At 43.9% G+C, this 21,006-nt stretch carries 21 protein-coding genes and 1 riboswitch; of the genes, 13 read left to right on the top strand and 8 right to left on the bottom strand.

Features of this window, described 5'->3' with window-relative positions:
- Window positions 1-135 precede the first annotated feature (135 nt).
- The 5 genes from C6Y45_RS06725 (at window position 136) to C6Y45_RS06705 (ending at window position 5,987) form a co-directional block, all read left to right on the top strand.
- Entirely contained in the window at window positions 136-2,394 is a 2,259-nt protein-coding gene (locus C6Y45_RS06725; RefSeq protein WP_107584461.1) for a ribonucleoside-diphosphate reductase subunit alpha, read from the top strand.
- Window positions 2,395-2,448: 54 nt separating this feature from the next.
- Window positions 2,449-3,483: a ribonucleotide-diphosphate reductase subunit beta gene (locus C6Y45_RS06720; protein ID WP_107584460.1), complete on the top strand. Its 1,035-nt coding sequence runs from the start codon at window positions 2,449-2,451 to the stop codon at window positions 3,481-3,483.
- Window positions 3,480-3,926 (top strand): flavodoxin domain-containing protein, encoded by a 447-nt coding sequence (locus tag C6Y45_RS06715; RefSeq protein ID WP_107584459.1) that lies wholly within the window; start codon window positions 3,480-3,482, stop codon window positions 3,924-3,926. The genes C6Y45_RS06720 and C6Y45_RS06715 overlap by 4 nt, the downstream gene beginning before the upstream one ends.
- 131 nt (window positions 3,927-4,057) lie before the next feature.
- On the top strand, window positions 4,058-5,044 hold the full coding sequence (locus C6Y45_RS06710) for an oxidoreductase (RefSeq protein WP_107584458.1): 987 nt from the start codon (window positions 4,058-4,060) through the stop codon (window positions 5,042-5,044).
- 283 nt (window positions 5,045-5,327) lie between these two features.
- A complete protein-coding gene (locus tag C6Y45_RS06705; protein ID WP_107584457.1) occupies window positions 5,328-5,987 on the top strand; it encodes a cell wall hydrolase in 660 nt (219 codons plus the stop codon).
- Between the two features lie 264 nt (window positions 5,988-6,251).
- On the opposite strand, the gene C6Y45_RS17835 is transcribed toward C6Y45_RS06705, so the two are convergent.
- On the bottom strand, window positions 6,252-7,571 hold the full coding sequence (locus tag C6Y45_RS17835; protein WP_218017798.1) for a short-chain fatty acid transporter: 1,320 nt from the start codon (window positions 7,569-7,571) through the stop codon (window positions 6,252-6,254).
- 158 nt (window positions 7,572-7,729) lie between these two features.
- On the bottom strand, window positions 7,730-8,716 hold the full coding sequence (locus C6Y45_RS06695) for a Gfo/Idh/MocA family protein (RefSeq protein WP_107584455.1): 987 nt from the start codon (window positions 8,714-8,716) through the stop codon (window positions 7,730-7,732).
- Between the two features lie 306 nt (window positions 8,717-9,022).
- A riboswitch (cyclic di-GMP riboswitch) is annotated at window positions 9,023-9,108 on the top strand.
- A gap of 28 nt (window positions 9,109-9,136) precedes the next feature.
- On the opposite strand from C6Y45_RS06695, the gene C6Y45_RS06690 reads away from it, so the two are divergent.
- Window positions 9,137-9,283, top strand: a complete 147-nt coding sequence (locus C6Y45_RS06690; RefSeq protein ID WP_107584454.1) for a DNA-binding anti-repressor SinI — start codon at window positions 9,137-9,139, stop codon at window positions 9,281-9,283.
- Window positions 9,284-9,316: 33 nt separating this feature from the next.
- Entirely contained in the window at window positions 9,317-9,802 is a 486-nt protein-coding gene (locus tag C6Y45_RS17415) for a hypothetical protein (protein WP_160058185.1), read from the top strand.
- 270 nt (window positions 9,803-10,072) lie between these two features.
- On the opposite strand, the gene C6Y45_RS06685 is transcribed toward C6Y45_RS17415, so the two are convergent.
- Entirely contained in the window at window positions 10,073-10,255 is a 183-nt protein-coding gene (locus C6Y45_RS06685) for a hypothetical protein (RefSeq protein WP_107584453.1), read from the bottom strand.
- Between the two features lie 297 nt (window positions 10,256-10,552).
- Window positions 10,553-10,885, bottom strand: a complete 333-nt coding sequence (locus C6Y45_RS06680) for an LIM domain-containing protein (RefSeq protein WP_107584452.1) — start codon at window positions 10,883-10,885, stop codon at window positions 10,553-10,555.
- Window positions 10,886-10,956: 71 nt separating this feature from the next.
- Between C6Y45_RS06680 and C6Y45_RS06675 the strand changes: the two genes are divergently transcribed.
- Window positions 10,957-11,649, top strand: coding sequence for a YwaF family protein (locus C6Y45_RS06675; protein WP_160058181.1), 693 nt, complete (start codon window positions 10,957-10,959; stop codon window positions 11,647-11,649).
- A gap of 60 nt (window positions 11,650-11,709) precedes the next feature.
- Window positions 11,710-12,168: a hypothetical protein gene (locus C6Y45_RS06670; RefSeq protein WP_107584450.1), complete on the top strand. Its 459-nt coding sequence runs from the start codon at window positions 11,710-11,712 to the stop codon at window positions 12,166-12,168.
- Between the two features lie 195 nt (window positions 12,169-12,363).
- Here C6Y45_RS06670 and C6Y45_RS06665 read toward each other — a convergent pair whose 3' ends face one another.
- From C6Y45_RS06665 to C6Y45_RS06655, 3 genes are all read right to left on the bottom strand, one after another.
- The gene (locus C6Y45_RS06665) at window positions 12,364-12,858 is read right to left on the bottom strand and encodes a DUF3139 domain-containing protein (RefSeq protein WP_107584449.1); all 495 of its coding nucleotides are present in this window, start codon (window positions 12,856-12,858) and stop codon (window positions 12,364-12,366) included.
- A 301-nt stretch (window positions 12,859-13,159) separates the two neighbouring features.
- The gene (locus C6Y45_RS06660) at window positions 13,160-14,416 is read right to left on the bottom strand and encodes a GntP family permease (RefSeq protein WP_107584448.1); all 1,257 of its coding nucleotides are present in this window, start codon (window positions 14,414-14,416) and stop codon (window positions 13,160-13,162) included.
- A 198-nt stretch (window positions 14,417-14,614) separates the two neighbouring features.
- Window positions 14,615-15,055: an Hsp20/alpha crystallin family protein gene (locus C6Y45_RS06655; protein ID WP_218017797.1), complete on the bottom strand. Its 441-nt coding sequence runs from the start codon at window positions 15,053-15,055 to the stop codon at window positions 14,615-14,617.
- Window positions 15,056-15,184: 129 nt separating this feature from the next.
- Here C6Y45_RS06655 and C6Y45_RS06650 point away from each other — a divergent pair, with 129 nt between their 5' ends.
- From C6Y45_RS06650 to treR, 4 genes are all read left to right on the top strand, one after another.
- Complete coding sequence (locus tag C6Y45_RS06650) at window positions 15,185-16,864, top strand: Na/Pi cotransporter family protein (protein WP_160058179.1); 1,680 nt, start codon at window positions 15,185-15,187, stop codon at window positions 16,862-16,864.
- A 30-nt stretch (window positions 16,865-16,894) separates the two neighbouring features.
- Complete coding sequence (locus C6Y45_RS06645) at window positions 16,895-17,200, top strand: TIGR04104 family putative zinc finger protein (RefSeq protein ID WP_107584446.1); 306 nt, start codon at window positions 16,895-16,897, stop codon at window positions 17,198-17,200.
- Window positions 17,201-17,354: 154 nt separating this feature from the next.
- The gene (gene treC / locus C6Y45_RS06640; protein ID WP_107584523.1) at window positions 17,355-19,028 is read left to right on the top strand and encodes an alpha,alpha-phosphotrehalase; all 1,674 of its coding nucleotides are present in this window, start codon (window positions 17,355-17,357) and stop codon (window positions 19,026-19,028) included.
- A 20-nt stretch (window positions 19,029-19,048) separates the two neighbouring features.
- Window positions 19,049-19,765 carry a trehalose operon repressor gene (gene treR, locus C6Y45_RS06635; RefSeq protein WP_107584445.1) on the top strand — a complete coding sequence of 239 codons (717 nt, stop codon included), beginning with the start codon at window positions 19,049-19,051 and terminating at the stop codon, window positions 19,763-19,765.
- A 228-nt stretch (window positions 19,766-19,993) separates the two neighbouring features.
- Here treR and C6Y45_RS06630 read toward each other — a convergent pair whose 3' ends face one another.
- Entirely contained in the window at window positions 19,994-20,860 is an 867-nt protein-coding gene (locus tag C6Y45_RS06630; RefSeq protein WP_107584444.1) for a hypothetical protein, read from the bottom strand.
- Between the last annotated feature and the right edge of the window lie 146 nt (window positions 20,861-21,006).

Here is a 21,006-nt window from a genome sequence, read left to right as displayed (position 1 = left end):
TGTTATTGTTTTTATATACTGCTGTGCTGAACTCTTATTCCAAAGCTCTTCCGGAAATACGGAAGAGCTTTTTTGTTTGGAGATATGCAGTATGGGGCTGTGCAAAAGAGGTATTTATAATTTAATCCCGGAAGGATGAGCAGTATGCAGACAATACAATCTGATCTTTACGAACAGTTGGCACGATTGGAAAAAGAATGGGGAGCAGATCTCGATACAGTGAAAAAAGGTCTGGACAATAACCAGGAAGATCTGCAGAAGCCGCTTAATGACGCGCTGGACCGCATCGGTGCTGGAGCTCCGGTTTATACGTATGCAGCAGCGGCTGTGTATTTGGAACAGCTGTACAGAAAAGCTGAAGAAAACAGAGGAACTCCTTCCTACACCCAGTTTTATCATCTTATTGACCGCCTGACTGAAAAAAATATTTACAGCAGAAGCCTTCTCGATACATATACGCGGGAAGAGATAGACAAACTGGAGAAGGAACTGCAGCCGGATCGTGATTATTATTTTACGTTTATCGGACTGTTCCTGCTTGCCGACAGATACTTGGCGAAAGATCACGAAAAGAACGTTTATGAGCTGCCTCAGGAGCGCTGGATGATTATTGCAATGACACTTATGCAGGAAGAACCGGTAGAAAAGCGGCTGGAATACGTAAAGGAAGCCTACTGGGCTCTTTCCAATCTTTATATGACTACAGCCACTCCGACACTCTCGAATGCGGGAAAAAGCCACGGCCAGCTTTCCTCATGCTTTATTGATACAGTGGATGATTCGCTGGATGGCATCTACTTAAACAACTGGGAGGCTGCAAGGTTAAGTAAGGATGGAGGAGGACTAGGCATTTATTTTGGCAAAGTGCGGGCCCTCGGGTCAGATATAAAAGGATTCAAAAATACGTCCTCCGGTGTTATTCCGTGGATACGACTGCTTAACGACACCGCAGTAAGTGTTGATCAGCTTGGCCAGCGGCAGGGGGCCGCTGCTGTATACCTGGATATTTTTCATAAAGATATAATGAACGGCTTCCTGGAATTGAAAACAAACAATGGGGACGAAAGAAGAAAAGCCCACGATATATTTACGGGGGTAAGCATCCCGGATTATTTTATGACGAAGCTGGAGGAAAAAGATGAGGCCGGAAGAAGTACCGGGGAATGGTCTGTTTTCTGCCCTCATCAAGTAAAGCAGTTTATGGGCTGGCGGGATGAGAACGGAAATCTTCTCGGTCTTGAAGATTATTATGATGAAACGGATCATCACTTTTTCCGGGAAAAGTATGAAGAAGCGTGCCGTCATCCACTCCTTCCGCGAGAAACTTACCGGGCGATGGAAATAATGAAACGAATTATGGTAGCCCAGCTTGAAACAGGTACCCCGTACATGTTCTACAGAGATGAAGTGAACCGGCAGAATGCCAATAAAAAAATCAAAGGGCGGACGGCTGTATTCTGCAGTAATTTATGTACGGAAATTACCCAGAATATGAGTCCTTCCACTATTCAGGAAGAATACGTTGATGAGCACGGGAACATGGTCATGGTGAGAAAGCCGGGAGATTTTGTTGTGTGCAACCTTTCTTCCCTCCATCTGGCAAACGTTGTGAAGGATGATGTTCTCGAGCGTGTAACGGCGATCCAGATGAGAATGCTTGATAACGTTATTGATATAAATACACTGCCTGTGAAGCAGGCTGAAATAACGAATAAATCGTACCGTGCTGTAGGACTCGGTACATTCGGATGGCATCATGTTCTGGCAGAAAAACAGATTCACTGGGAATCGGAGGAGGCAGTGGCTTTTGCTGACAGCCTATATGAAAAAATAGCTTATGAAGCGGTGAAAGCATCTGCCGCTCTGGCAGAGGAAAAAGGAGCATACCCGCAGTTTTCGGGGTCAGAATGGGAAAACGGTCTTTATTTCGAAAGAAAAAATTACAATGATGAAAAGTGGACTGCCCTGAAAGAAAAAGTAGAAAAGACCGGCATACGAAACGGCTGGCTGATGGCTGTGGCTCCAAATTCTTCTACGGCAAAGATCGCCGGTTCTACGGACGGAATTGATCCGGTGTACGCAGTAGAATATGCAGAAGAAAAAAAGAACTTCCGATTTAAAGTAACTCCTCCTGATCTCACTCATCATAATTATCCCTACTACAAAAAGGTGCGCCACGAACTTGATCAGCAGTGGAGCATCCGCCAGAATGCTGCGAGGCAGCGGCACGTGGACCAGGGAATAAGCTTTAATTTTTATGTGCGCCACAATATTAGTGCAAAGGAGCTGCTCGACCTTCATATGGAGGCATGGAGACAAGGGCTGAAAACAACCTATTACGTGCGCAGTACATCCCAGCAGGAGATAGCAGAATGTGAAAGCTGCCATGCATAATAAACTGCCATTCCCAGCTGGAAACGGCAATTAATTTACAGGAGGCATATATAAATGAATCTGACAAAAATGAAACTGCTGGAACCGGACTACGAAAACAAGTCGAGCGGCATTATTAATGGGAAAACTTCCGGGATTCTTAATTGGAACGACATTGCCTACCCGGAAATGTACGATATGTACCAGGCTCTTCTGTCTAATTTCTGGAAAGCGCAGGAAATTAACATGCAGGATGACATTAAACAGTGGCCTCAGCTGACAGCAGAGGAAAAGGACGTTTTTCTTCGGATAAATACTCAGCTTGCCTCTCTGGACAGCCTGCAGACACCTGTTATGACAAGAGTGATGGATTATGTAACCGACTCAAGCATGCAGGCTGTCTTTGCAGTGATCGCCCAGCAGGAAGCCGTCCATAATGAGTCGTACTCCTATGTTCTGAGTTCTCTCGTTTCTTCTGACGAACAAATGGAGCGTTTTAATCAGGCAAAAAACGATCCAGTCGTGCGAAAGCGTAATGACCTCGTTCTTAAAGCCTACGAAGATTTCCGGGAAGAGCCATCCGCCCGGAACCTCTTCCGGCTCTGTGTCAATTCCATTAATCTGGAAGGGGTATATTTTTATGCCGGGTTCGCTTTCTTTTATCATCTGGCCCGTCAGCAGAAAATGGTAAAAACGAGCACAATGATCAGTTATATTCAGCGGGACGAAATGCAGCATGCTTACTTTGTTTCACGGTTTCTTCGTCTCCTAATGGAGGAAAACGAAGAGCTGCAGTCAGATGAAAACATTTCCTACATTTATGAAACGATCGGCGAAGCGGTCAGGCTGGAGCAGGAATGGGCAGCCTATATTTTGAAAGATATACCGGAGATCGACCTTAAGGAGTTTGAAGGATATGTGGAATATCTGGCTAATAAACGGCTCCGTCAGCTGCATCTGGATAATCTGTATTCTGACCGTGAAAATCCAATGCCCTGGATTCACGTTTTCAGCGATGAAATGATGAATGAAACAAAATCGGACTTCTTTGAACAGAAATCCCGTGCTTATACAAAAGTTACCGAAAAAAATGGATTTGATGAACTTTGATCGCTGTCATTTATCTTTCGCGAACAGGAAATACTGAAAAACTGGCCCGCTGGATTGCTGAAGAAATAAAGCGGACCGGACTGTCAGTGGAACTTTTCAGACTGGAGGAATTTGATCAGGAAAACATAGATAAACTGGAAGGTCTGGCTGCAGGAACTTTTACGTGGGGGAGCGGCGATGTTCCGGAAAGTTTTCTCTCCTTCCTGAACAGGATAAGTGAAAAAGAAAGAGATCTTGTCACCGGAGTATTCGGTACCGGAGACAGTTTTTATCCTCACTTCTGCGGGGCGGTAACGCAAATGCAGAAAGTTTTTTTTAGAAGCACTGATCTGGCTGCCTCCTTGAAAGTAGAACTTGCACCCCAACAGCAGGATCGAGAGCGCTGCCGGAAATTCGCTGAAGTTTTCAAGCAGAGGATAATAAGAAAGTCTTCCAGACAATAGTTTAAAAATAAACCGGCAGTAATTGCCGGTTTATTATTAAACTATTTTTAAAGCGCTTTCAATTCATGCTGGACTTTTCCTGCGTGAATTGTCAGAATATAACCAGTACGTTATTTGAAGGAGGCAGAAACATGACAAAAACATTCCGCGCGTTTATAACGGATGGAGACAAAAGCGGGAGAATTACCGAAAGGACAATAGATGAACTTCCAAAGGGAGAAGTAACAGTAAAAGTTCACTATTCCGGAGTGAATTATAAAGACGGACTTGCTCTTGATGCTTCCACGAAAGTCGCTAAAGATTATCCGATAGTCCCGGGGATCGACCTTTCCGGTGAAGTAGCAGCATCAGATACAGAGGAATTTAAGCCGGGTGACAAAGTTATTGTAACCAGTTTTGAGCTCGGGGTTGGTCATGACGGCGGATACAGTGAATACGCCAGAGTTCCTGCAGCGTGGGTAGTGCCGCTTCCGGAAGGTTTGACACTCCGGGAAGCGATGATTATCGGTACGGCTGGATTTACAGCTGCTTTGTCTGTACATAGGCTTGAGGAGCGGGGGACCACTCCGGAAGATGGGCCGGTGCTCGTCACTGGAGCGACCGGTGGAGTCGGAAGTATGGCAGTCGCCATGCTTGCTAAAAGAGGCTATCACGTTACAGCCAGTACCGGTAAACAGTCAGAGCATTACTACCTGAAAAAACTTGGTGCAGCAGAAATTATCAGCAGGGAGGAAGTAACCCCGGATAAACTTCGTCCTCTGCAGAAACAGCGCTGGGCTGCAGCTGTCGATCCTACCGGCGGAAAACCACTGGCTTCTATCCTCAGTTCATTAAAGCAGGGAGGAGCCGTTGCAGCCAGTGGACTGACAGCAGGCGTGGAAATCCCCGCTACGGTAATGCCGTTCATTCTGCGCGGGGTTGATCTGCTCGGTATAGATTCCGGCTTCTGCCGGATGACTCTCCGACAGGAAGTATGGAAAAGAGCTGCGGGGGATTTAAAGCCGGAAAGTCTGGAAGATATGACTGAAGAGATTTCTTTTGAGGAACTCGCACAGTCATTAAAAGACATTCTCAACAATAAAGTAAAAGGAAGAAAATTGTTGAAAATACAGGAATAATATAGGAGAAAAACGCACATTAAGCTGGTGTTACAAAAAGATTACAAGGCATATTTTAAGTGAAAAATCAACGCCTCAACAAAAAAAGTTGAGGTTTTTTTTCGTAAAAAAACCGCGCTTATGGCGCGGTTTTTGTCGAAAATAGGTCGAAAATCCAAAAAAAAAGTCGTAGACTCTGTTGACAATAAATATTACGTGTGGCAGACTGCGTAATGGATTGAGGGGAAGGCGGAACGCAATTTCCGCTGCCCCTTTTAAAAATGTATTCAAGGAGTGTTCAAATATGAAAAAATTAGTAACAGGAATTACAGCAGCAACTGTCGGAGCGTCTATGCTTTTTGCTGGGAGCGTGTCAGCCCATACGGTAGAAAGCGGCGACACTATGTACAATATTGCACAGGAAAACAACATGTCTCTTGATGAACTGGCAGACCTTAACCCGGAAATTAGTGACCTTAACGTTATCAGCATCGGTCAGAACATTAACACAGGTGACGGCGACGGATCTTCTGAAGAAGTAGCATCTACGCAGGATTCAGAATCTACAAGCTCTTCTTCCGAATCTTCCTCTTCTTCTGATGCGAACCTTACAAGCTCAGAGCGTGATCAGCTGGAGCGTCTTGTAACAGCTGAAGCACAAGGAGAGCCGTATGAAGGTAAAGTAGCCGTAGCAGAAGTTGTTCTTAACCGTGTCGAGTCCGGAAGCTTTCCTAACTCTGTCAGCGGAGTAATCAACGAGCCTGGACAGTTTACACCAGTAAGCAATGGTTCCATTAACACATCAGCTACTTCCCAGGCTGCGCAGGCTGTCGATGAAGCTGTAGGTGGAAGCCAGTACGCTTCTGATGCTGTATTTTTCTACAACCCGGCAACAGCTACTAACAGATGGCTCGATTCCCAGCCGACTGTAACTGTAATCGGCCAGCACCACTTCAAAAACTAATTTCAGCTTAAATTAATTTATCTATATGTGCGGAAGCAGCCGCACTATGAACAGAATAATGTGAAAAGAGAGGAGCCTTGGGGGGCTTCTCTCTTTTTTTGAAATTGTCTTTTCTATTAGTAACAATAGCCGTTATTTATTAGTATTAAACAGGGAATTCGTAAATAATTAAAATTTTATTGGAGAAAAGCCCGATTAGGTATCCTTATTAATCGTTTAAAATACGTCGAATTTATCTGCTGTCATCCGGAGTATTTACAGGCTTTACAAAAAAACGAGCCCCAGTCCAATAATAGTGCCGCTCAGAAAAAGCACCCATATGCAAAAACCCATAATGTCTCTCGCATTCAGCCCGGCAATCGCGAGGGCAGGAAGCGCCCAGAAAGGCTGAATCATATTTGTCCAGGCATCTCCCCAGGCTACAGCCATTGCAGTTCTTGCAGCACTGACTCCAAGCTCCTGTCCGGCAGAGAGCATAATAGGGGCCTGTACAGCCCACTGTCCGCCCCCGGAAGGTACGAAGAAATTGACGATACCGGCACTTAAAAAAGCAAACAGAGGATAAGTCATTTCAGTCGACATCGACACAAACCATTGTGAAAGCAGCACAGCGAGTCCGGATGCAGTCATCATGCCCATAATACCGGCGTAAAAAGGAAACTGAATAATAATACCTCCTGCGTTTTTAACAGCTCCTGAAACGCTGGCCAGGTAGTTTTTCGGAGTCGCATGAAAAATAATACCTAAAAATAAAAAGAGAAAATTAACGATATTCAAATTCAGGTTAAAACCTGCAGTTATTAAGTAGTAAATAATAAAGCCGAGACCCATGAAACCTATAATCATGGAAAGCAGAACACTGTTTTCCATTTTTTCCGCGGGAGTCTGCTCTGATTTAGGTTTTGAAGGCGGGGATTCTTCTTTATCTTCAAGCAGAGCCGGATCTACACGTACTGCTTTTTCGGGATTCATCATCAGGCGGTTCAGGATGGGAACGGTTAAAAATAAAGCTGCTGTTATCATTAAATTAAACGAGGAAAAAATAGTTTCACTTGTTGGAATGATACCTATCAGGTCTTCTGAGAAATGACCATCAGTAGCAACTGTCAAAGGAATAGAAGCAGCGAGTCCGCCGTGCCAAACGATAAAGCCGCTGTAGGCGCTGGCAATCAGCAGCCTGTAATCAACGCTTGGAATTCTTCTTGCAAGCGCTTTGGCAAACAAAGCTCCTATAACGAGACCGAACCCCCAGTTAATCCAGCTTGCGAGAAGAGCTGTGAGTGTGACTATAATGATCGCCTGCCCCGGAGATCGTGCTGTTTTAGCAAGGTTGTCCAGCGCGGATTTAAAAATTTTGCTGCTTGCCAGGACATAACCAGTAACAAGTACAAGTACCATCTGCATAGCGAATTCAAGCAGGTCCCAGAAACCTTCTCCCCAGTAAACAACCATCTCTACAGGCGAACTGGGAGTAAGAAGGAGTCCGAAGGCGAAAACAACAAGAGTTAATATGACTACAAAAAGAAATGGATCCGGCAGGTAACGCTGCATAAGTCTCGTAGATAAATCGGTCAGAAATTTCATTAATCCCACATCCCTGCTATGTATTGTAAGCGATTTCAAAAATGTTCGAAGAAGCTGTCCCGAAGGATACAGGACAGCCACTCAGATCCAGCCAGTGTAAATGTACTTTTTCGATACGTCCTCCGATACAAAATTAACGAGTCCGTCAATAACTGGCTTTACCTGACCTGATTCTGCGAAGTGTAAAGAGCTTCAATAACCTTCATATTATTATGAGTACTTTCCGGAGTGTAAACAGGTTTTGTCCCATCGAGCAGACATTGAGAAAAATGGGTGATCTGTCTTGTGAACTGGTTACCTTCAAATGTCCGGTGTTCCTTAACAGCCCCTTTTTCGTCTTTTAGGATAACTTCTCCCATTCCTCCATTGGGATTTTGATCAGGGCGGAAGGCGAATGGAACTTCAATACGTCCTTTTGTGCCTGCAATTTCATAGCGGTTCAAGGCCGCTTCATCGAAGCTGCAGTCGATAATACAGTCTACTTCTTCAAAGCTGAGAATTGCTGTTGTAGAAATATCTACATCGATATTTTTAATCTTTCGTGCATCGGAAAAGGCGGATGCCGGTTCCTGATCAAGTAGATAACGGCAGGCATGAACACAGTAACAGCCAACGTCAAACAGGCTTCCGCCACCCAGAGCGCTGCTCAACCTGATATTTTTGCTGCCAAGATCCAGTGGAAAAGAGAAGGAACTGCGTATGCGTTTTACTTTTCCTACAGCATTATCTTTCAAAAGCTCCTTTACATAATCATGCTGTGGATGAAACTGATACATAAATCCTTCCATCCATGTCACTCCGGAGTCTTTTCCTGCTTCTCTGATTTCTCTTATCTCGTCGGATGTTACCGCAGCCGGCTTTTCCACAAGTACGTGCTTTCCATGATTCATCGATTTAATTACCCATTCTTTATGAAGAGCGTTTGGAAGTGGAATGTAAACTGCCTCCACATTGGGATCTTTGAGCAGATCTTCATAAGAATCGTAGGCTTTTTCTGCACCCCATTCCGAAGCGGTTTCTTCAGCTCGTCCACTACTGCTTGCCACGGCGTACAATACCGCATTTCCTGCTTCTTTAATGGCAGGAACCATCTGCTTTCGGGCAATAGCTGCGGAACTAAGAATACCCCATTTGATTTGCTGCATTTTGCATTCCCCGCTTTCTAGAATAATAATTAACTTCTTTATCTCCTTTCTATAGAGGTCTCCTTGATTCCTTCTATTAATACAGCTGTGTAAAGTTCGTTGTCTATTGTTAGAGGAAATTTCGCTTCCGCTCTGCGCTTTTGTAACAGTCAGCTGAAGCTTTCCACTCTGAAAATACTCTAATCAAAAAGGGAAATAATGAATTGAATACCAATAATTAAAGAAACAGGTCTTTTCACTCATTTTATTTAACCTCTATTTAATATAATATAAGACATAATAAGTAATCAGAAAATTTTGTATATCTGCAGAGAAGGGTAAAACTGCTGAAAGGCAGTGGCACAAAATGACGGGCCTAAGGAAGCTTTTTCTAAGGCGGCCGCATTGCCTGTCAGGTAATACTGATAGGGAGGTTTCCTCATGAAGAAAAACACTGTACAGGAAGTGACGTGGGAGGAACTGCTGTTAGAAGCGAGAAATGCCGGGTTGAATTGTGATGAAGTCAGGGACTTTTTAAAAAAGGAGAAGCCGACTGGAGGAAAAAAGAAAGAAGTAGAGGCAGTATAGAATATAGAAACAAGGCCGGGAATTGTCCCGGCCTTGTTTCTTAGGCTGCTTATAAAGTTTTTTTTATACAGACGTAGACATTTCCCTGCTTTCGCCTCCGCAGGACGCTTTCCGGGCGGGCCGGCTTCAGCTAATTTCTTCCTCACAACGCTCGGAAGAAATGGATCTTCTGCTCGCCCTATCTCGCCTCGGAGTCGCCTGCTGCAGCTCCAGCAGGAAAATAAAAAGAAGGTTTCTCTTCTAAAAAACGTGTTGATTCCGTCCTTTCTTCCATTCAGGAGAGGCTTTTTCCTCCGAAACGTCCGGCGGGGACGCCGGTGGGAGAAAGCGAAGTCGGAAGATCCTTTTCAACGCCGGCAGGCATTGAAAATAGCTGACGACGAGCCCCACGGCAAGCTTCCGCCGGGGAGTGGAGGAGAAAGCTATACGTTTAGAAGAATAATTATTCTTAAATCAAGACTTAATCAACACACTGAAACAAGGCCGGGAATTGTCCCGGCCTTGTTTCTATGTTATTGATTAACAAGAATGCATCTATAGAAGAGATACGTTTATGCTGCCTTCGGCGGTGGAGGGGAAACTGGTACGGGTTTATTAAAACGTTTTTTATGATAGTGACGAGCAGTTCATTACGCAATATGTACTACAGAGGAGTTTTTGGCTTTACTACTGAATTCAAAAAACAGTCTGAGGAATTAAAAAAAGAACTGGCACCGAAAAGAATACAGAAAAGCCGGGCGACAGTTCTCAAAATCGTTATAAGGTTAAAATAAGTTCAAATAAAATAAATTATTTCACAAGCATTTTAACTGAAAAATCTTTGTACGCCTGCTTCAGCTCATCATAATAACTGCGTGCAACTTCCTGGTCGGGAAGCATGACTTCTTCTAAAGACTGACCATTACTTGGGTCAAGAATATTCTGCATTTCACCTTTGGCGTCGAGTACAATAACGGAATATTGTTTTTCCATCAGCAGGAAAACACTCCTTTCTTTGGTTTAAACTATCAAATATTTCATTTATATTACAATTATATTACCTTTTGACAGAAAATTAAACGTTAAATTATATTACACGTTTAATTTTCTTTAATTTCGGCTATGTTTAACGTCTGTTACTGATTCCTTCTCAACGAATTGGAGTTAATAAACGGCTGTTAACATATCAAAAGCAGCTGTGATTTTTTGAAATACCCCACTGGATGCCCAGCCTACTGAAAAGTTTGAGTAGAGGCTGGAAGTTAAAGACAGGGACCCAGTTAAAAACTTTTATTTTGCCGGCAGAACTTTTTCATATAAAACAAAGGAATATATTCGGTAAAAGCCGGTTATAAGAAATAATAAGGCGATTACTCCAAACTGTATAGTATCAAGAACAGGATATAAAAACACCATCAGCAGGAATGATAAAATAACGCTCAAGGTACCGGAGAGCCCATTTATAGGATAATTGTCGAGAAGAAAGGATTTTTTCCCTTTCAGATCTTTTTCATAGCACTCATCATGATAAGGGTAAACTTTAAAAATACTTTTCGTTGTTACAAGCTCACGACGTGAAGTCACCGGCTTCTTGCACGAATTACAGAGTACAGGTTTATTCATTTTCATTGTCCTTTCTACTTAATCGTTATTTCCCGATTCGTAAACGCTCAAAACTTGAAAGGAGGAATATGATGATCTTTGGCGGCGATCCTTCAGAAGTACCTTTCGTAATGTTCGATATTCAGCATTTAATTATTATAGGGATTTTTTTCGGTGGACTCGTATTCATTTATTTCAGCAGAAAACATAATGTGTCGAGAAAGGTAGAGATAGGTGCAGGCTTATCTCTTGTCATGTTTGAAGTGGCACATCACTTCTGGCTTCTGTACCACGGCCGTTGGGAGATCGATTACGCTCTGCCGCTTCATCTGAGCAGCATAAGTGTCATATTAATTATTATACTCCTGTTTACCAGAAGCAGATGGTTGTTTGAAATAGCCTTTCTCGTCGGTATTGGAGGAGCTGTACAGGCTGTAATGACCCCGGTACTCGTATATGGCTGGCCTCATTTTCGTTTTATACATTTTTTTTATACACATGTTGGAGTAATATGGGTAGTGTTTTATTTTTTATGGCATAAAAAATTTCCTTTGAGAGCCTGGAGCATCGTAAAAGCAATGGTCTTTCTGAACGTACTGCTTCCATTGATCTGGTTGGTAAATCTGCGTACAGGAGGCAACTACTGGTTCATTATGGAAAAACCGTCCGGAGCAAGCCTGCTTGATGTTCTTGGTCCGCACCCATGGTATATTTTGGGGATGGAGGCAGCCGCGCTCGTTTTATTCACCCTGTTATGGGCTGTTTTCGGCAGAAAAAGAACCTGACTTTTCTCCGAGGACGTAACGTGATAAAGTAGGGTGGCTGAGAAAAAAGGAGTTTTATGCATGCTTATAAAAAATAAAAAACTTTATTTAATACTTGCAGGGATGTGGGGAGCACTTTCGCTTCTGCTCATTATTTTTGTTCACATGCTTAATATTTATCCGGGCACGTCCTCGGTTTCTGAGGAGAACGGAGAATGGACTGTCGAGCAGGGAATGATTAATTCGGAAGTTATAACATTTATGTCCGATGCACAAGATGCCGAGGTTACAGTCCGGCTTGCAGAGCAGCGCTTCGATCAACTCGAGCAGACTGCCGGCTTTACTTCACTCCTTCTTATATTTACAACGGGACTTTCTCTGTATGTATCGAGAATGGATATTCAAACATCTGTACATAAAATTGCCGTATCAGGGACATTTCTTTTGAGCGCTGCTGTACTGACCGCTTCTATTCTGCGGTATACAGAAGCCCGCCAGGCGGCAGAAGTGTCGTTTAACGCACTGAAAAACTTTATGTAGCCTGATTCATGTCAGAATTCCGGTAAAGTAAATCAGCAGAAGGAAGATAACGAAGTATTTTATTTTTGCCTGTTTCAGATGATGAACTTTTTATGTGCACGTGCAAGGTAGATGGCTAGAAACAATGTCCCGTTAAAACAAATGAACCAGCAGGCTGAAAAGGGTTTTCCACACATTTGGTGGAAAACCCTTTTTTCATTCGGACGGCTGCCTTCCACTGCTTTCGACAGGACTTTCACCTTCCGCAGTTTCTTCATCCATTAAGTAACGGTATTCATATTCCGGTTCGTCTTCAAAAGTAACGAGCAGAAGGAATACGGGGTCTTCCGCGGAGGTGTTCTTTTCAATTTCCCATTCCCGCTCCGGATATTCTTCCTGAAGATGTTCATCAAGGATGGCCATTCTTTCCGGAATTTCTGTATAAATAATCTGATAGGGACGTACAAGCCAGAATACAATACAGACGAGTGCGACAGCGAGAAATAATGTAAAGGCAATTCCCTTCGCCACCAGAATGCGTTTAGGAATAAAAACTGCCGTGAAAAACAATAAAGCTGCTAAACCAGCAGTCCCTAAAGCCATCGCCGTTTCCACATTGTTGGAGTATTCAGCGATGTAGGATTGATAAAAATATACGGAGACAGCTGCAATAGTAAAAAATACGAATATACTTATTAACTTTGTTTTCATTGCTGTGTCAAGCCCCTTTTATTTATTTTCCGCTATTAAGCGTACCATATGAAAAGCTCTAATTAAATAAAGCTTTTGCAAAAAGGGCTCCTCTTAAAAAAGATTACAGGCAGCTGAAGTCCGATTCTAATGTTTCTATAACAGTTATTACAGCTTTGAAGAATAAGTTGGCGAAAACTCCGGCTGTAAGCTGCCGAAAGCGAGAAAAATACCGATGCACTTTAGAAATCCTGTTATATTTTCAGCGGACTATAAAAAAAGCCGTGGACAGTTCTTGAATCCCTGTTCCACGGATGCTCAGTTAAAATAAATCAAGTACTCCGTACAGCAGTACAGCTGTTAAAGTAAGCACAGTGCCAATGGCTGTTTCGTATGGAAACAGCTTTAACCGTTCTTTAATCGCCATGCCGACGCTTGCAGCGGAAGCATGAAAAAAGCTTCCGTGGGGGAGGTGATCGATCATAGTGGCCCCGGCATGAATCATTGCCGCACCTGCAAGGGCTGAAACTCCGAGCTCAAGGAGCATACCGCTGAATACTTCCCCTGCTACGACAGACCCCGCTGTCGTGGAAGCAGTGGCTCCTCCCATCAGAATACCGGAAAGAGGGGCAATTAAAAAGGCCGGCATTCCGGCTGTATCAACCCCGCCGGTAACAAGAGCCGGAAGAGCTGAGTTGGAAATGATTCCTGCGATCGTTCCCGTCCCTAAAAGAAGGACAGCTACTGCAGAAACTTTACCGAGGCCGAGAGTGACATATTCGTTCAAATGAGAAGCTTTTCTCATGGCAAGTGCTCCTGCTACGGCGCCGGTCGGAAGAGCAATCAGCGGGTCGATATCGATACCCGCGGCAGGGTTCAAAAGCAGCAGAAAAATGGCGAGAGCCGGAGCGATAACTGACGTTCCTATATGAGGAAGCTGAACGGATTCGGCGGGTGTTTCTTTGTTATCAACGAAAGCCCCACGGTCTCCAAGCTTTTTAGCAATCAAATAAGTTGTGACCACTCCTGCAGAAGCAGAAGGAAGGCCCGCTGCCATTACAGTAGTGAGAGGGAGGTCAAAAGCATCTGCCAGTGCAATCGTATTTGGGTTGGGGGAGATGAGATTCCCAGCTTTGCCGCCGCCCACCATGGCGAGTAGAACGGCTGCTTTCGACAGATGAGCCTTATAGGCAATGGCCAGAGCTATAGAAGCGACTGTCATAACCGCTACGACGATAAAAACCCCGACAGCAGTAAGGATCATTGTCGCCAGCACGAGAGCGAGCAGCGCTCTTTTCTCGCCGAGAGCTTTAACAACAGCCGAAGCAATCGAGGAAGCTGCTCCTGATTCGATCATCACTCCAGCAAGTACTCCTGCTGCAAGCACTCTCAAAACAGCAGGAATCATGCCTTCCGCCCCTTCCATCATGAAGGAAATAGTCATGGGGAGGTCGGCTCCTCCAATAATACCTCCAAGAACGGCCCCGAGAAGAAGGGCATAGACCGGAGGAAGTTTAATCAATATAAGAACGATAGCCGAGAGGAGTCCGGCTACCGCTCCGAATGCAGTAATCGTCATAGTAGAACAATTCTCCTTTAAAGCTTAATAAGGAGTTAATCCTACCATGGAACCGGCTGTATGAAAATAAGGGAAAAAGAAGGCAGAATTATTTTAACCTGTAAATACTTTTCTCTTCTGCGGAGTAATACATGCCATTAAAAAAAGCTGTTTCTGCTTTAAAAGCAGGAAACAGCTTTTTTATTCACCCGTACCGGGCTAGTCGAGACTGATCCGTTTACCATGCTGTTGATGTTCGTCTTCCTTTGACTTTGGCACTTCAAGAGTAAGGAGACCGTTCTTAAACTTTCCTTTAATGTCGTTGTCGTCGATTTCTCCTACGTAAAAGCTTCGCTGGAAAGACCCGTATGTTCTTTCTTTACGTACAAAATGTTCGTTTTCGTCCTTCGTTTCGCTGGAGTGCTCCTGTTCCCCTTTGATCGTCAAGTAACCGTCTTCATATTCAACAATCACCTGGTCTTTATCAAAACCGGGAAGGTCGGCCTTAATCTCGTAATGGTTGTTTTTTTCTTTTACATCGACTTTGGGAAACGTGTTTTTAAAACTGAAGTCAAATAAGTCATCGAGCTGGCTTCCTTCAAACAGGGTAGGAAAACTCATTTTGTCAGTGCTGCGCTTTTTCGGAAATAGATTTGCCATCAGTCATAACCTCCTTTTTAGATTTAGTACTTATATAAATACCACATATTTGAAAAAGTAAACAGAGGGATCAACAGCAATCTAAAAGGAAACTTTAATTTTCTCTGGTATAATATGCGGAGAAACAAAGTGGCAGGGGGGATGCATCTGGAAACTTTCGGTTTAATTATAGGTGGAATCGGACTTTTTCTCCTCGGGATGAATTTAATGACAGAAGGTTTGAAAGCGATGGCCGGAGAAAAGCTCAAAGATATACTGCGCCGTTTTACCGGGGGAGTATACAGTGCCATACTTTCCGGAGCAGTAATAACTGGAGTCATTCAGTCTTCCAGTGCTGCAACTTTTATGACGATTGGCTTTGTTAGTGCCGGTCTGCTTTCTTTCAGTCAGTCACTCGGAGTAATTATTGGTGCAAATATCGGCAGTACGAGTACGGGATGGATTGTTTCCGTCATTGGCTTTCAAATAAATATGAGCATGCTGGCTCTCCCATTGATCGGTGGAGGGGTACTATTGAGGCTTATTTCGAAAAATAAGTGGGGGCCGCAGGGGTCGGCTGTCACGGGATTTGGCCTTTTGTTTCTCGGAATTGACGTACTGCAGAACGGAATGTCAGGTTTTACGGCCTTCTTTGATTTGTCCCGTCTTCAGGGAGAGTCCTGGTGGTGGCTCCCGCTGCTTATAGGCATTGGTTTTTTGATGACAGTCGTCATGCAGTCTTCCAGTGCCGCGGTAGTAACGACACTGACCGCTCTTCACACCGGCGCGGTTGATTTTAACCAGGCGGCTCTTCTCGTTATAGGGCAGAATGTAGGTACAACAGTAAAAGCTTTTCTCGCATCGATAGGCGGGACAACAGCTGCACGCCGGACGGCAGCAGGACACATTCTGTTTAATTTAATAACCGGGCTCCTGGCAGTAGTGCTTCTGCCGGTTTTAGTTTCCTTTGTAATGCTTGTGAGTGAAGTATTTTCTCTTACAGATGAAGCAGTACAGCTGGCTGTTTTTCACACTGTCTTTAATTTGCTTGGTGTAGTATTTATTTTAATGATTTATCCTTACTTTAAAATAATGGTGAAACGGCTCATCCCGGAACGTAAAACAGAAACGTATCTCGGCTATCTTGATGAAAGTGTGGCGGAGCTTGGCCCTGTAGCTGTAGAAGCTCTCCGGCGGACACTTCGGCGGATGATGAGGGACTGCGCGGCCGTTACGTCCTCAGCGTTAAATACTTCTCCTGTAACGTTTGAAGGAAACCGGGTGTTGAACCAGGTGGAAACAGAGCTTGTGGAAATGCAGAAATTCCTGACTAAAGTGAGTCTTAATGAACCCTCTGCTTCCAGTGAGGCGTATGAAGCCCGGGTATCTCTCGTTCATGCTATGGACCATACGGATCGCTGGGTAAAAGCACTGCGTGAGGGAGAAACCTATCAAAAGGCACTCAAAGAAGGTCAGACAGAAAAATTTGTTTACGAACTTCAGAAAATCTGCAGCCGCTGGATTAAAGCTTCCGAAACTGCATATACAGAAGAAGAAAAAGAAGAATATGGAAGGAAGGATCCGTTTGGCGGGGATCACCAATTAGTCAGTTATACAGAAGCGCAGGCTTCAAAAATAGCAGGAATGCGAAAAGAAACCCGCCGGGAAGTTCTCGCCGGCTCCGTGAAAGACGAGTTGACAGTGGATGACGGCATCCGAGCTGTACAGACAGTTCAATGGATCGACAGGCTTGCTTATCATATGTGGCGTGCTGCGTTTCATACGCAGAATACAGTCGACTCAAAAGAAAAAAAAGACCAGTCCCTGTAATGTGGGTTTTTAGTAATGGAGGTGTAACTCATGAAGAAACCGGCTGTCTGTCCCGGGTGCGGACGTAAATTTAAATATCGTGAGCTGTTAACGGTGAACCGTAGCAAAAAATGCCCAGGATGCAGTAAAGCACTGTACCAGACTCCCGCAGCAAGAAAGAAGCAGAGCGCTGTCCTCCTTCTTGTAATCGCAGTGCTTCTAATTGTCAGAACGCTGTTTGATCTTGGAGACGGGCTGTATCTTCTTACAAGCACGTTATCACTTATCATTTTGTTTTTCGGAGTCCCTTTTTTAGTCGAATTCGATCAAAAAGACAGACCAATGTTCGGCTCGTAAGCGGTCCCGGGAAATTCTGCTCCAGGACATAAAACCTTACAGAATAGGGTAACCCTTCTGTAAGGTTTTGTATGTTTCGTCCAGCTTTACTGACATGTATATACAAGTTATACTGAAGACAGAGACTTAAAGGAGGATGAAAAACATGGCAGAAATGCAGGAGTGGTGGCGCAGAGCCGCTGTTTATCAGATTTATCCAAAGAGTTTTAATGACACAATGGGAAATGGTACCGGAGATCTGCAGGGGATCATCGAAAAGCTGGATTATTTAAAAGATCTGGGCATCGATGTGATCTGGCTGACCCCGCCGTATACTTCCCCGCAGAAGGACAACGGGTATGATATAAGCGATTATTATAATATTCACGAAGAATACGGCACGATGGAGGACTTTGATAACCTTTTACAGGAAGCGCACAGCCGGGATATTAAAGTGATAATGGACATTGTCGTAAACCATACTTCAACAGAACATCATTGGTTTAAAGAATCTGCTTCCTCCGTAAATAATCCGTACAGAAATTATTATATTTGGAAAGATCCTGTCGATGGAAAAGAACCGACAAACTGGCAGTCAAAATTCGGTGGGAACGCCTGGAAATACGACGAAAAAACCGGTCAGTACTATCTTCACCTGTTTGACGTTACGCAGGCTGATCTGAACTGGGAGAATGAACAGGTGCGCCGGGACGTATACGACATGATGCATTTCTGGTTTGAAAAAGGTGTAGACGGTTTCCGGCTGGATGTTATTAACCTGATATCCAAAGACCAGGATTTCCCGAACGACGACGGCTCAACAGCTCCCGGTGATGGAAGGAAATTCTATACAGATGGACCGAGGGTTCATGAATTCATGAATGAAATGTATCAGGAAGTTTTTTCGAATTATGATGCCATGACTGTCGGTGAGATGAGCTCCACGACGATCGATCACTGCATAAAATACACGCGTCCGGACCGGAACGAACTCAGCATGACGTTTAATTTCCACCACTTGAAAGTGGATTATCCAGGAGGAGAAAAATGGGCAGTCGCTGATTTTGATTTCCAGGCATTGAAGGATATTCTGACCAAATGGCAGGTGCAGATGCATGAAGGTGGGGGCTGGAACGCCCTGTTCTGGTGCAACCATGATCAGCCCCGTGTTGTAAGCCGCTATGGTCATGACGGAGAATATCACCGGGAGTCAGCGAAAATGCTTGCTACGACTATTCACATGATGCAGGGGACTCCTTATATCTACCAGGGGGAAGAATTCGGAATGACCAATCCGAATTTCGATGATATTGAACAGTACCGTGACGTGGAAACATTGAATTTCTACGAGTCCAAAAAAGCGGAAGGCTGGAAGGATGAAGAAATTATGCCGGTTATTAAGGCGAAGTCCCGGGATAATTCACGGACTCCTGTGCAGTGGACCGGAGAAAAACACGGAGGTTTCACTACTGGCACACCATGGATTCCCGCTGCGGACAATTACACTTCCATTAATGCAAAGCAGGCAGTGGAAGACCCGGATTCTATTTACTATCACTACCAGGCATTGATTCACGCAAGAAAAAATCTGGATATCATTACCTATGGGGACTACAGACTCCTTTTGGAAGAAGATCCGCGTCTATTTGTTTATACTCGAAACTATAACAATGAAACACTGCTCGTCGTCAGTCATTTTTATGAAGGAGAAACAAGTTTCCAAGTTCCATCGGAGTTACAGGATATGAAAGCTGAGCTGGTGCTGTCGAATTATCATGATTCAGAGTGGAAAAAAGAAATGCCGATACGTCCTTATGAGTCAGTTGTTTATCATTTGAAAAAAGGGTAACTCAAAAATGGAGACAGAGCATGCAGAATAAATATTTAGTTATATACAGACAGATTGCTGAAAAAATACAGGATGGTGAATTTCCTCCGGGAGAAAAACTGCCTTCAGAGCACGAACTGATGGAAGCTTTTCACGCCTCGCGGGAAACAATCCGAAAAGCATTAAATCAGCTCGCTCAAAATGGTTTCATCCAAAAAGTCCAGGGAAAAGGATCTATTGTATTGGATGCTGCCAAATTTGATTTTCCAGTTTCCGGACTGGTTAGTTTTAAAGAACTGGCTTCAAGTCTCGGAAACCGGCACGTAACTTATGTAGAAAAGCTGGAACTGATTGAACCGGATAAAAATGTCCAGAAGCAGCTGCAGGCACTTCCGGGGTCAAAAGTGTGGAAAGTCTACCGCGTAAGAGAAATCGATGGAGAAAAAATTATTTTCGACAAAGATTATCTGAAGCAGATGTATATTGATAATCTAACCGAAAAGATTTGTGCGAGTTCGATCTACGAATACATTGAAAATGAACTTCAAATGAAGATCAGCTTTGCCAAAAAAGAAATCATTGTAGAAGAACCAACGGAGGAAGACAGAGAGTATATGGATCTGGACGGCTACAGCAATGTAGTAGTGGTGAAAAACTATGTTTATTTTGACGATGCGAGTCTGTTTCAGTATACAGAATCAAGACACCGTCCGGATAAGTTTAAATTTGTGGATTTTGCCAGACGGACACATACTTGAAGTGAATGACCGTCTGCAAAAAATCTGAGAAAGAACCCCAGCCAGAAGATTCTTTTCCACAGCCTGCGCCGAACAGCAGAAGCCGAGCCCCGTGACAGGCTCGGTAAGAGAAGGAGCTTATACAACCCCTGGAATAAATTTTGGGCACCGATCCTTTATTCAACAAGCTAAAATCGTCATCCCCTTAAGGAGATGACGATTTTAGCTGTTTTTATAGCATTCCGGTTCTTAAGCTTTTTTCAGAGCCTGAACAACAGATTTTTTCAGCGTTCTGTCTGCTGTTACATCACTGAGCCATTCTTTCATGGATATACCCTGCTCTTTTTTCAGGCGGCGGGAAAAGGTAGTAAGAGCTTTTTTCAACACGTTATTTCCATACACGTTGTCCAGCTTCTCGATATACTGAAGAATTGATTCAATCAGTTTTTTGTCGTCAAGAGGTGCTTCATGAGCAGCTGTAAGCAGAAAATCCTCAAGTACGGATCCATGATCAACGTGAAAGTAATCATAGGAAACCTTTTCTACGAGTTCCGGGTGTTTTGCTGTAAATGGTCCGATAGGAGGGATAAAGCCATCCATTCGGTGAAAACGGAGGAACAAGTAAGCTTTTTTCGGATTGGCTGTTCCGAGAGCTTCGGCGAGGGTCTCCATAATCAGCGAGTCTTCCGCGCCGTCTTCCTCTCTTTGAAGTGTCAGAAGACGTGAAGGCCACTGGTGCTTAATATCTTCAAGATGCTCGTCATGAAGAAGTTTTTTTATCTTCTTATTTTTCTTTTTAGCTTTGGATTCTGGTTTTAACGCATCCTTTAAATCGTCCTGGGTCACGCGGTACTGCTTTTTCCGGGAATCTATCTCCTTCCAGCGTTCCAGAGCTTCACCGGAAGCTTTCGTGGATTTATCGGTCAGAAAAAAAGAATCCAGGAAATTCCCCTGAAAGTCCATTATACCGAATATAACAGGCTGTTCGTGGTCGAACAAAAGTACATCTACCGTCTGTTTCCCGGCTTTTTCTTCGTATTTCACTACGTAATATTTCGTTTTCTCTCCGTCCGCGTATACTTTTCTGCCTAAAAAGCAGGGTGCTAAATATGTCATTGTAGCGTCTCCCCTTTCTATGGGTGCTGCCGCTGTTAGTAAAGACGGCCGTTTCTATATCTATCTTAACGTTTATAACTGCGTTTGTGTAGGGGAAGGCAGGTAATAGTCAAAAAGCAGGTTCGAACGTAATCAGAAAAAAATTA

Source organism: Alkalicoccus saliphilus (assembly GCF_003044065.1).
Lineage (GTDB): Bacteria > Bacillota > Bacilli > Bacillales > Salisediminibacteriaceae > Alkalicoccus > Alkalicoccus saliphilus.
This window is presented reverse-complemented; position numbering and strand designations above follow the sequence as displayed.

Bases quoted from the DNA above. Each gene is read 5' to 3' on its own strand.
- C6Y45_RS06725 (WP_107584461.1), top strand. From the start codon at position 136: ATGAGCAGTATGCAGACAATACAATCTGATCTTTACGAACAGTTGGCA.
- C6Y45_RS06720 (WP_107584460.1), top strand. From the start codon at position 2,449: ATGAATCTGACAAAAATGAAACTGCTGGAACCGGACTACGAAAACAAG.
- C6Y45_RS06710 (WP_107584458.1), top strand. From the start codon at position 4,058: ATGACAAAAACATTCCGCGCGTTTATAACGGATGGAGACAAAAGCGGG.
- C6Y45_RS06705 (WP_107584457.1), top strand. From the start codon at position 5,328: ATGAAAAAATTAGTAACAGGAATTACAGCAGCAACTGTCGGAGCGTCT.
- C6Y45_RS17835 (WP_218017798.1), bottom strand. From the start codon at position 7,571: ATGAAATTTCTGACCGATTTATCTACGAGACTTATGCAGCGTTACCTG.
- C6Y45_RS06695 (WP_107584455.1), bottom strand. From the start codon at position 8,716: ATGCAGCAAATCAAATGGGGTATTCTTAGTTCCGCAGCTATTGCCCGA.
- C6Y45_RS06690 (WP_107584454.1), top strand. From the start codon at position 9,137: ATGAAGAAAAACACTGTACAGGAAGTGACGTGGGAGGAACTGCTGTTA.
- C6Y45_RS06685 (WP_107584453.1), bottom strand. From the start codon at position 10,255: ATGGAAAAACAATATTCCGTTATTGTACTCGACGCCAAAGGTGAAATG.
- C6Y45_RS06680 (WP_107584452.1), bottom strand. From the start codon at position 10,885: ATGAATAAACCTGTACTCTGTAATTCGTGCAAGAAGCCGGTGACTTCA.
- C6Y45_RS06675 (WP_160058181.1), top strand. From the start codon at position 10,957: ATGATCTTTGGCGGCGATCCTTCAGAAGTACCTTTCGTAATGTTCGAT.
- C6Y45_RS06670 (WP_107584450.1), top strand. From the start codon at position 11,710: ATGCTTATAAAAAATAAAAAACTTTATTTAATACTTGCAGGGATGTGG.
- C6Y45_RS06665 (WP_107584449.1), bottom strand. From the start codon at position 12,858: ATGAAAACAAAGTTAATAAGTATATTCGTATTTTTTACTATTGCAGCT.
- C6Y45_RS06660 (WP_107584448.1), bottom strand. From the start codon at position 14,416: ATGACGATTACTGCATTCGGAGCGGTAGCCGGACTCCTCTCGGCTATC.
- C6Y45_RS06655 (WP_218017797.1), bottom strand. From the start codon at position 15,055: ATGGCAAATCTATTTCCGAAAAAGCGCAGCACTGACAAAATGAGTTTT.
- C6Y45_RS06645 (WP_107584446.1), top strand. From the start codon at position 16,895: ATGAAGAAACCGGCTGTCTGTCCCGGGTGCGGACGTAAATTTAAATAT.
- treC (WP_107584523.1), top strand. From the start codon at position 17,355: ATGCAGGAGTGGTGGCGCAGAGCCGCTGTTTATCAGATTTATCCAAAG.
- treR (WP_107584445.1), top strand. From the start codon at position 19,049: ATGCAGAATAAATATTTAGTTATATACAGACAGATTGCTGAAAAAATA.
- C6Y45_RS06630 (WP_107584444.1), bottom strand. From the start codon at position 20,860: ATGACATATTTAGCACCCTGCTTTTTAGGCAGAAAAGTATACGCGGAC.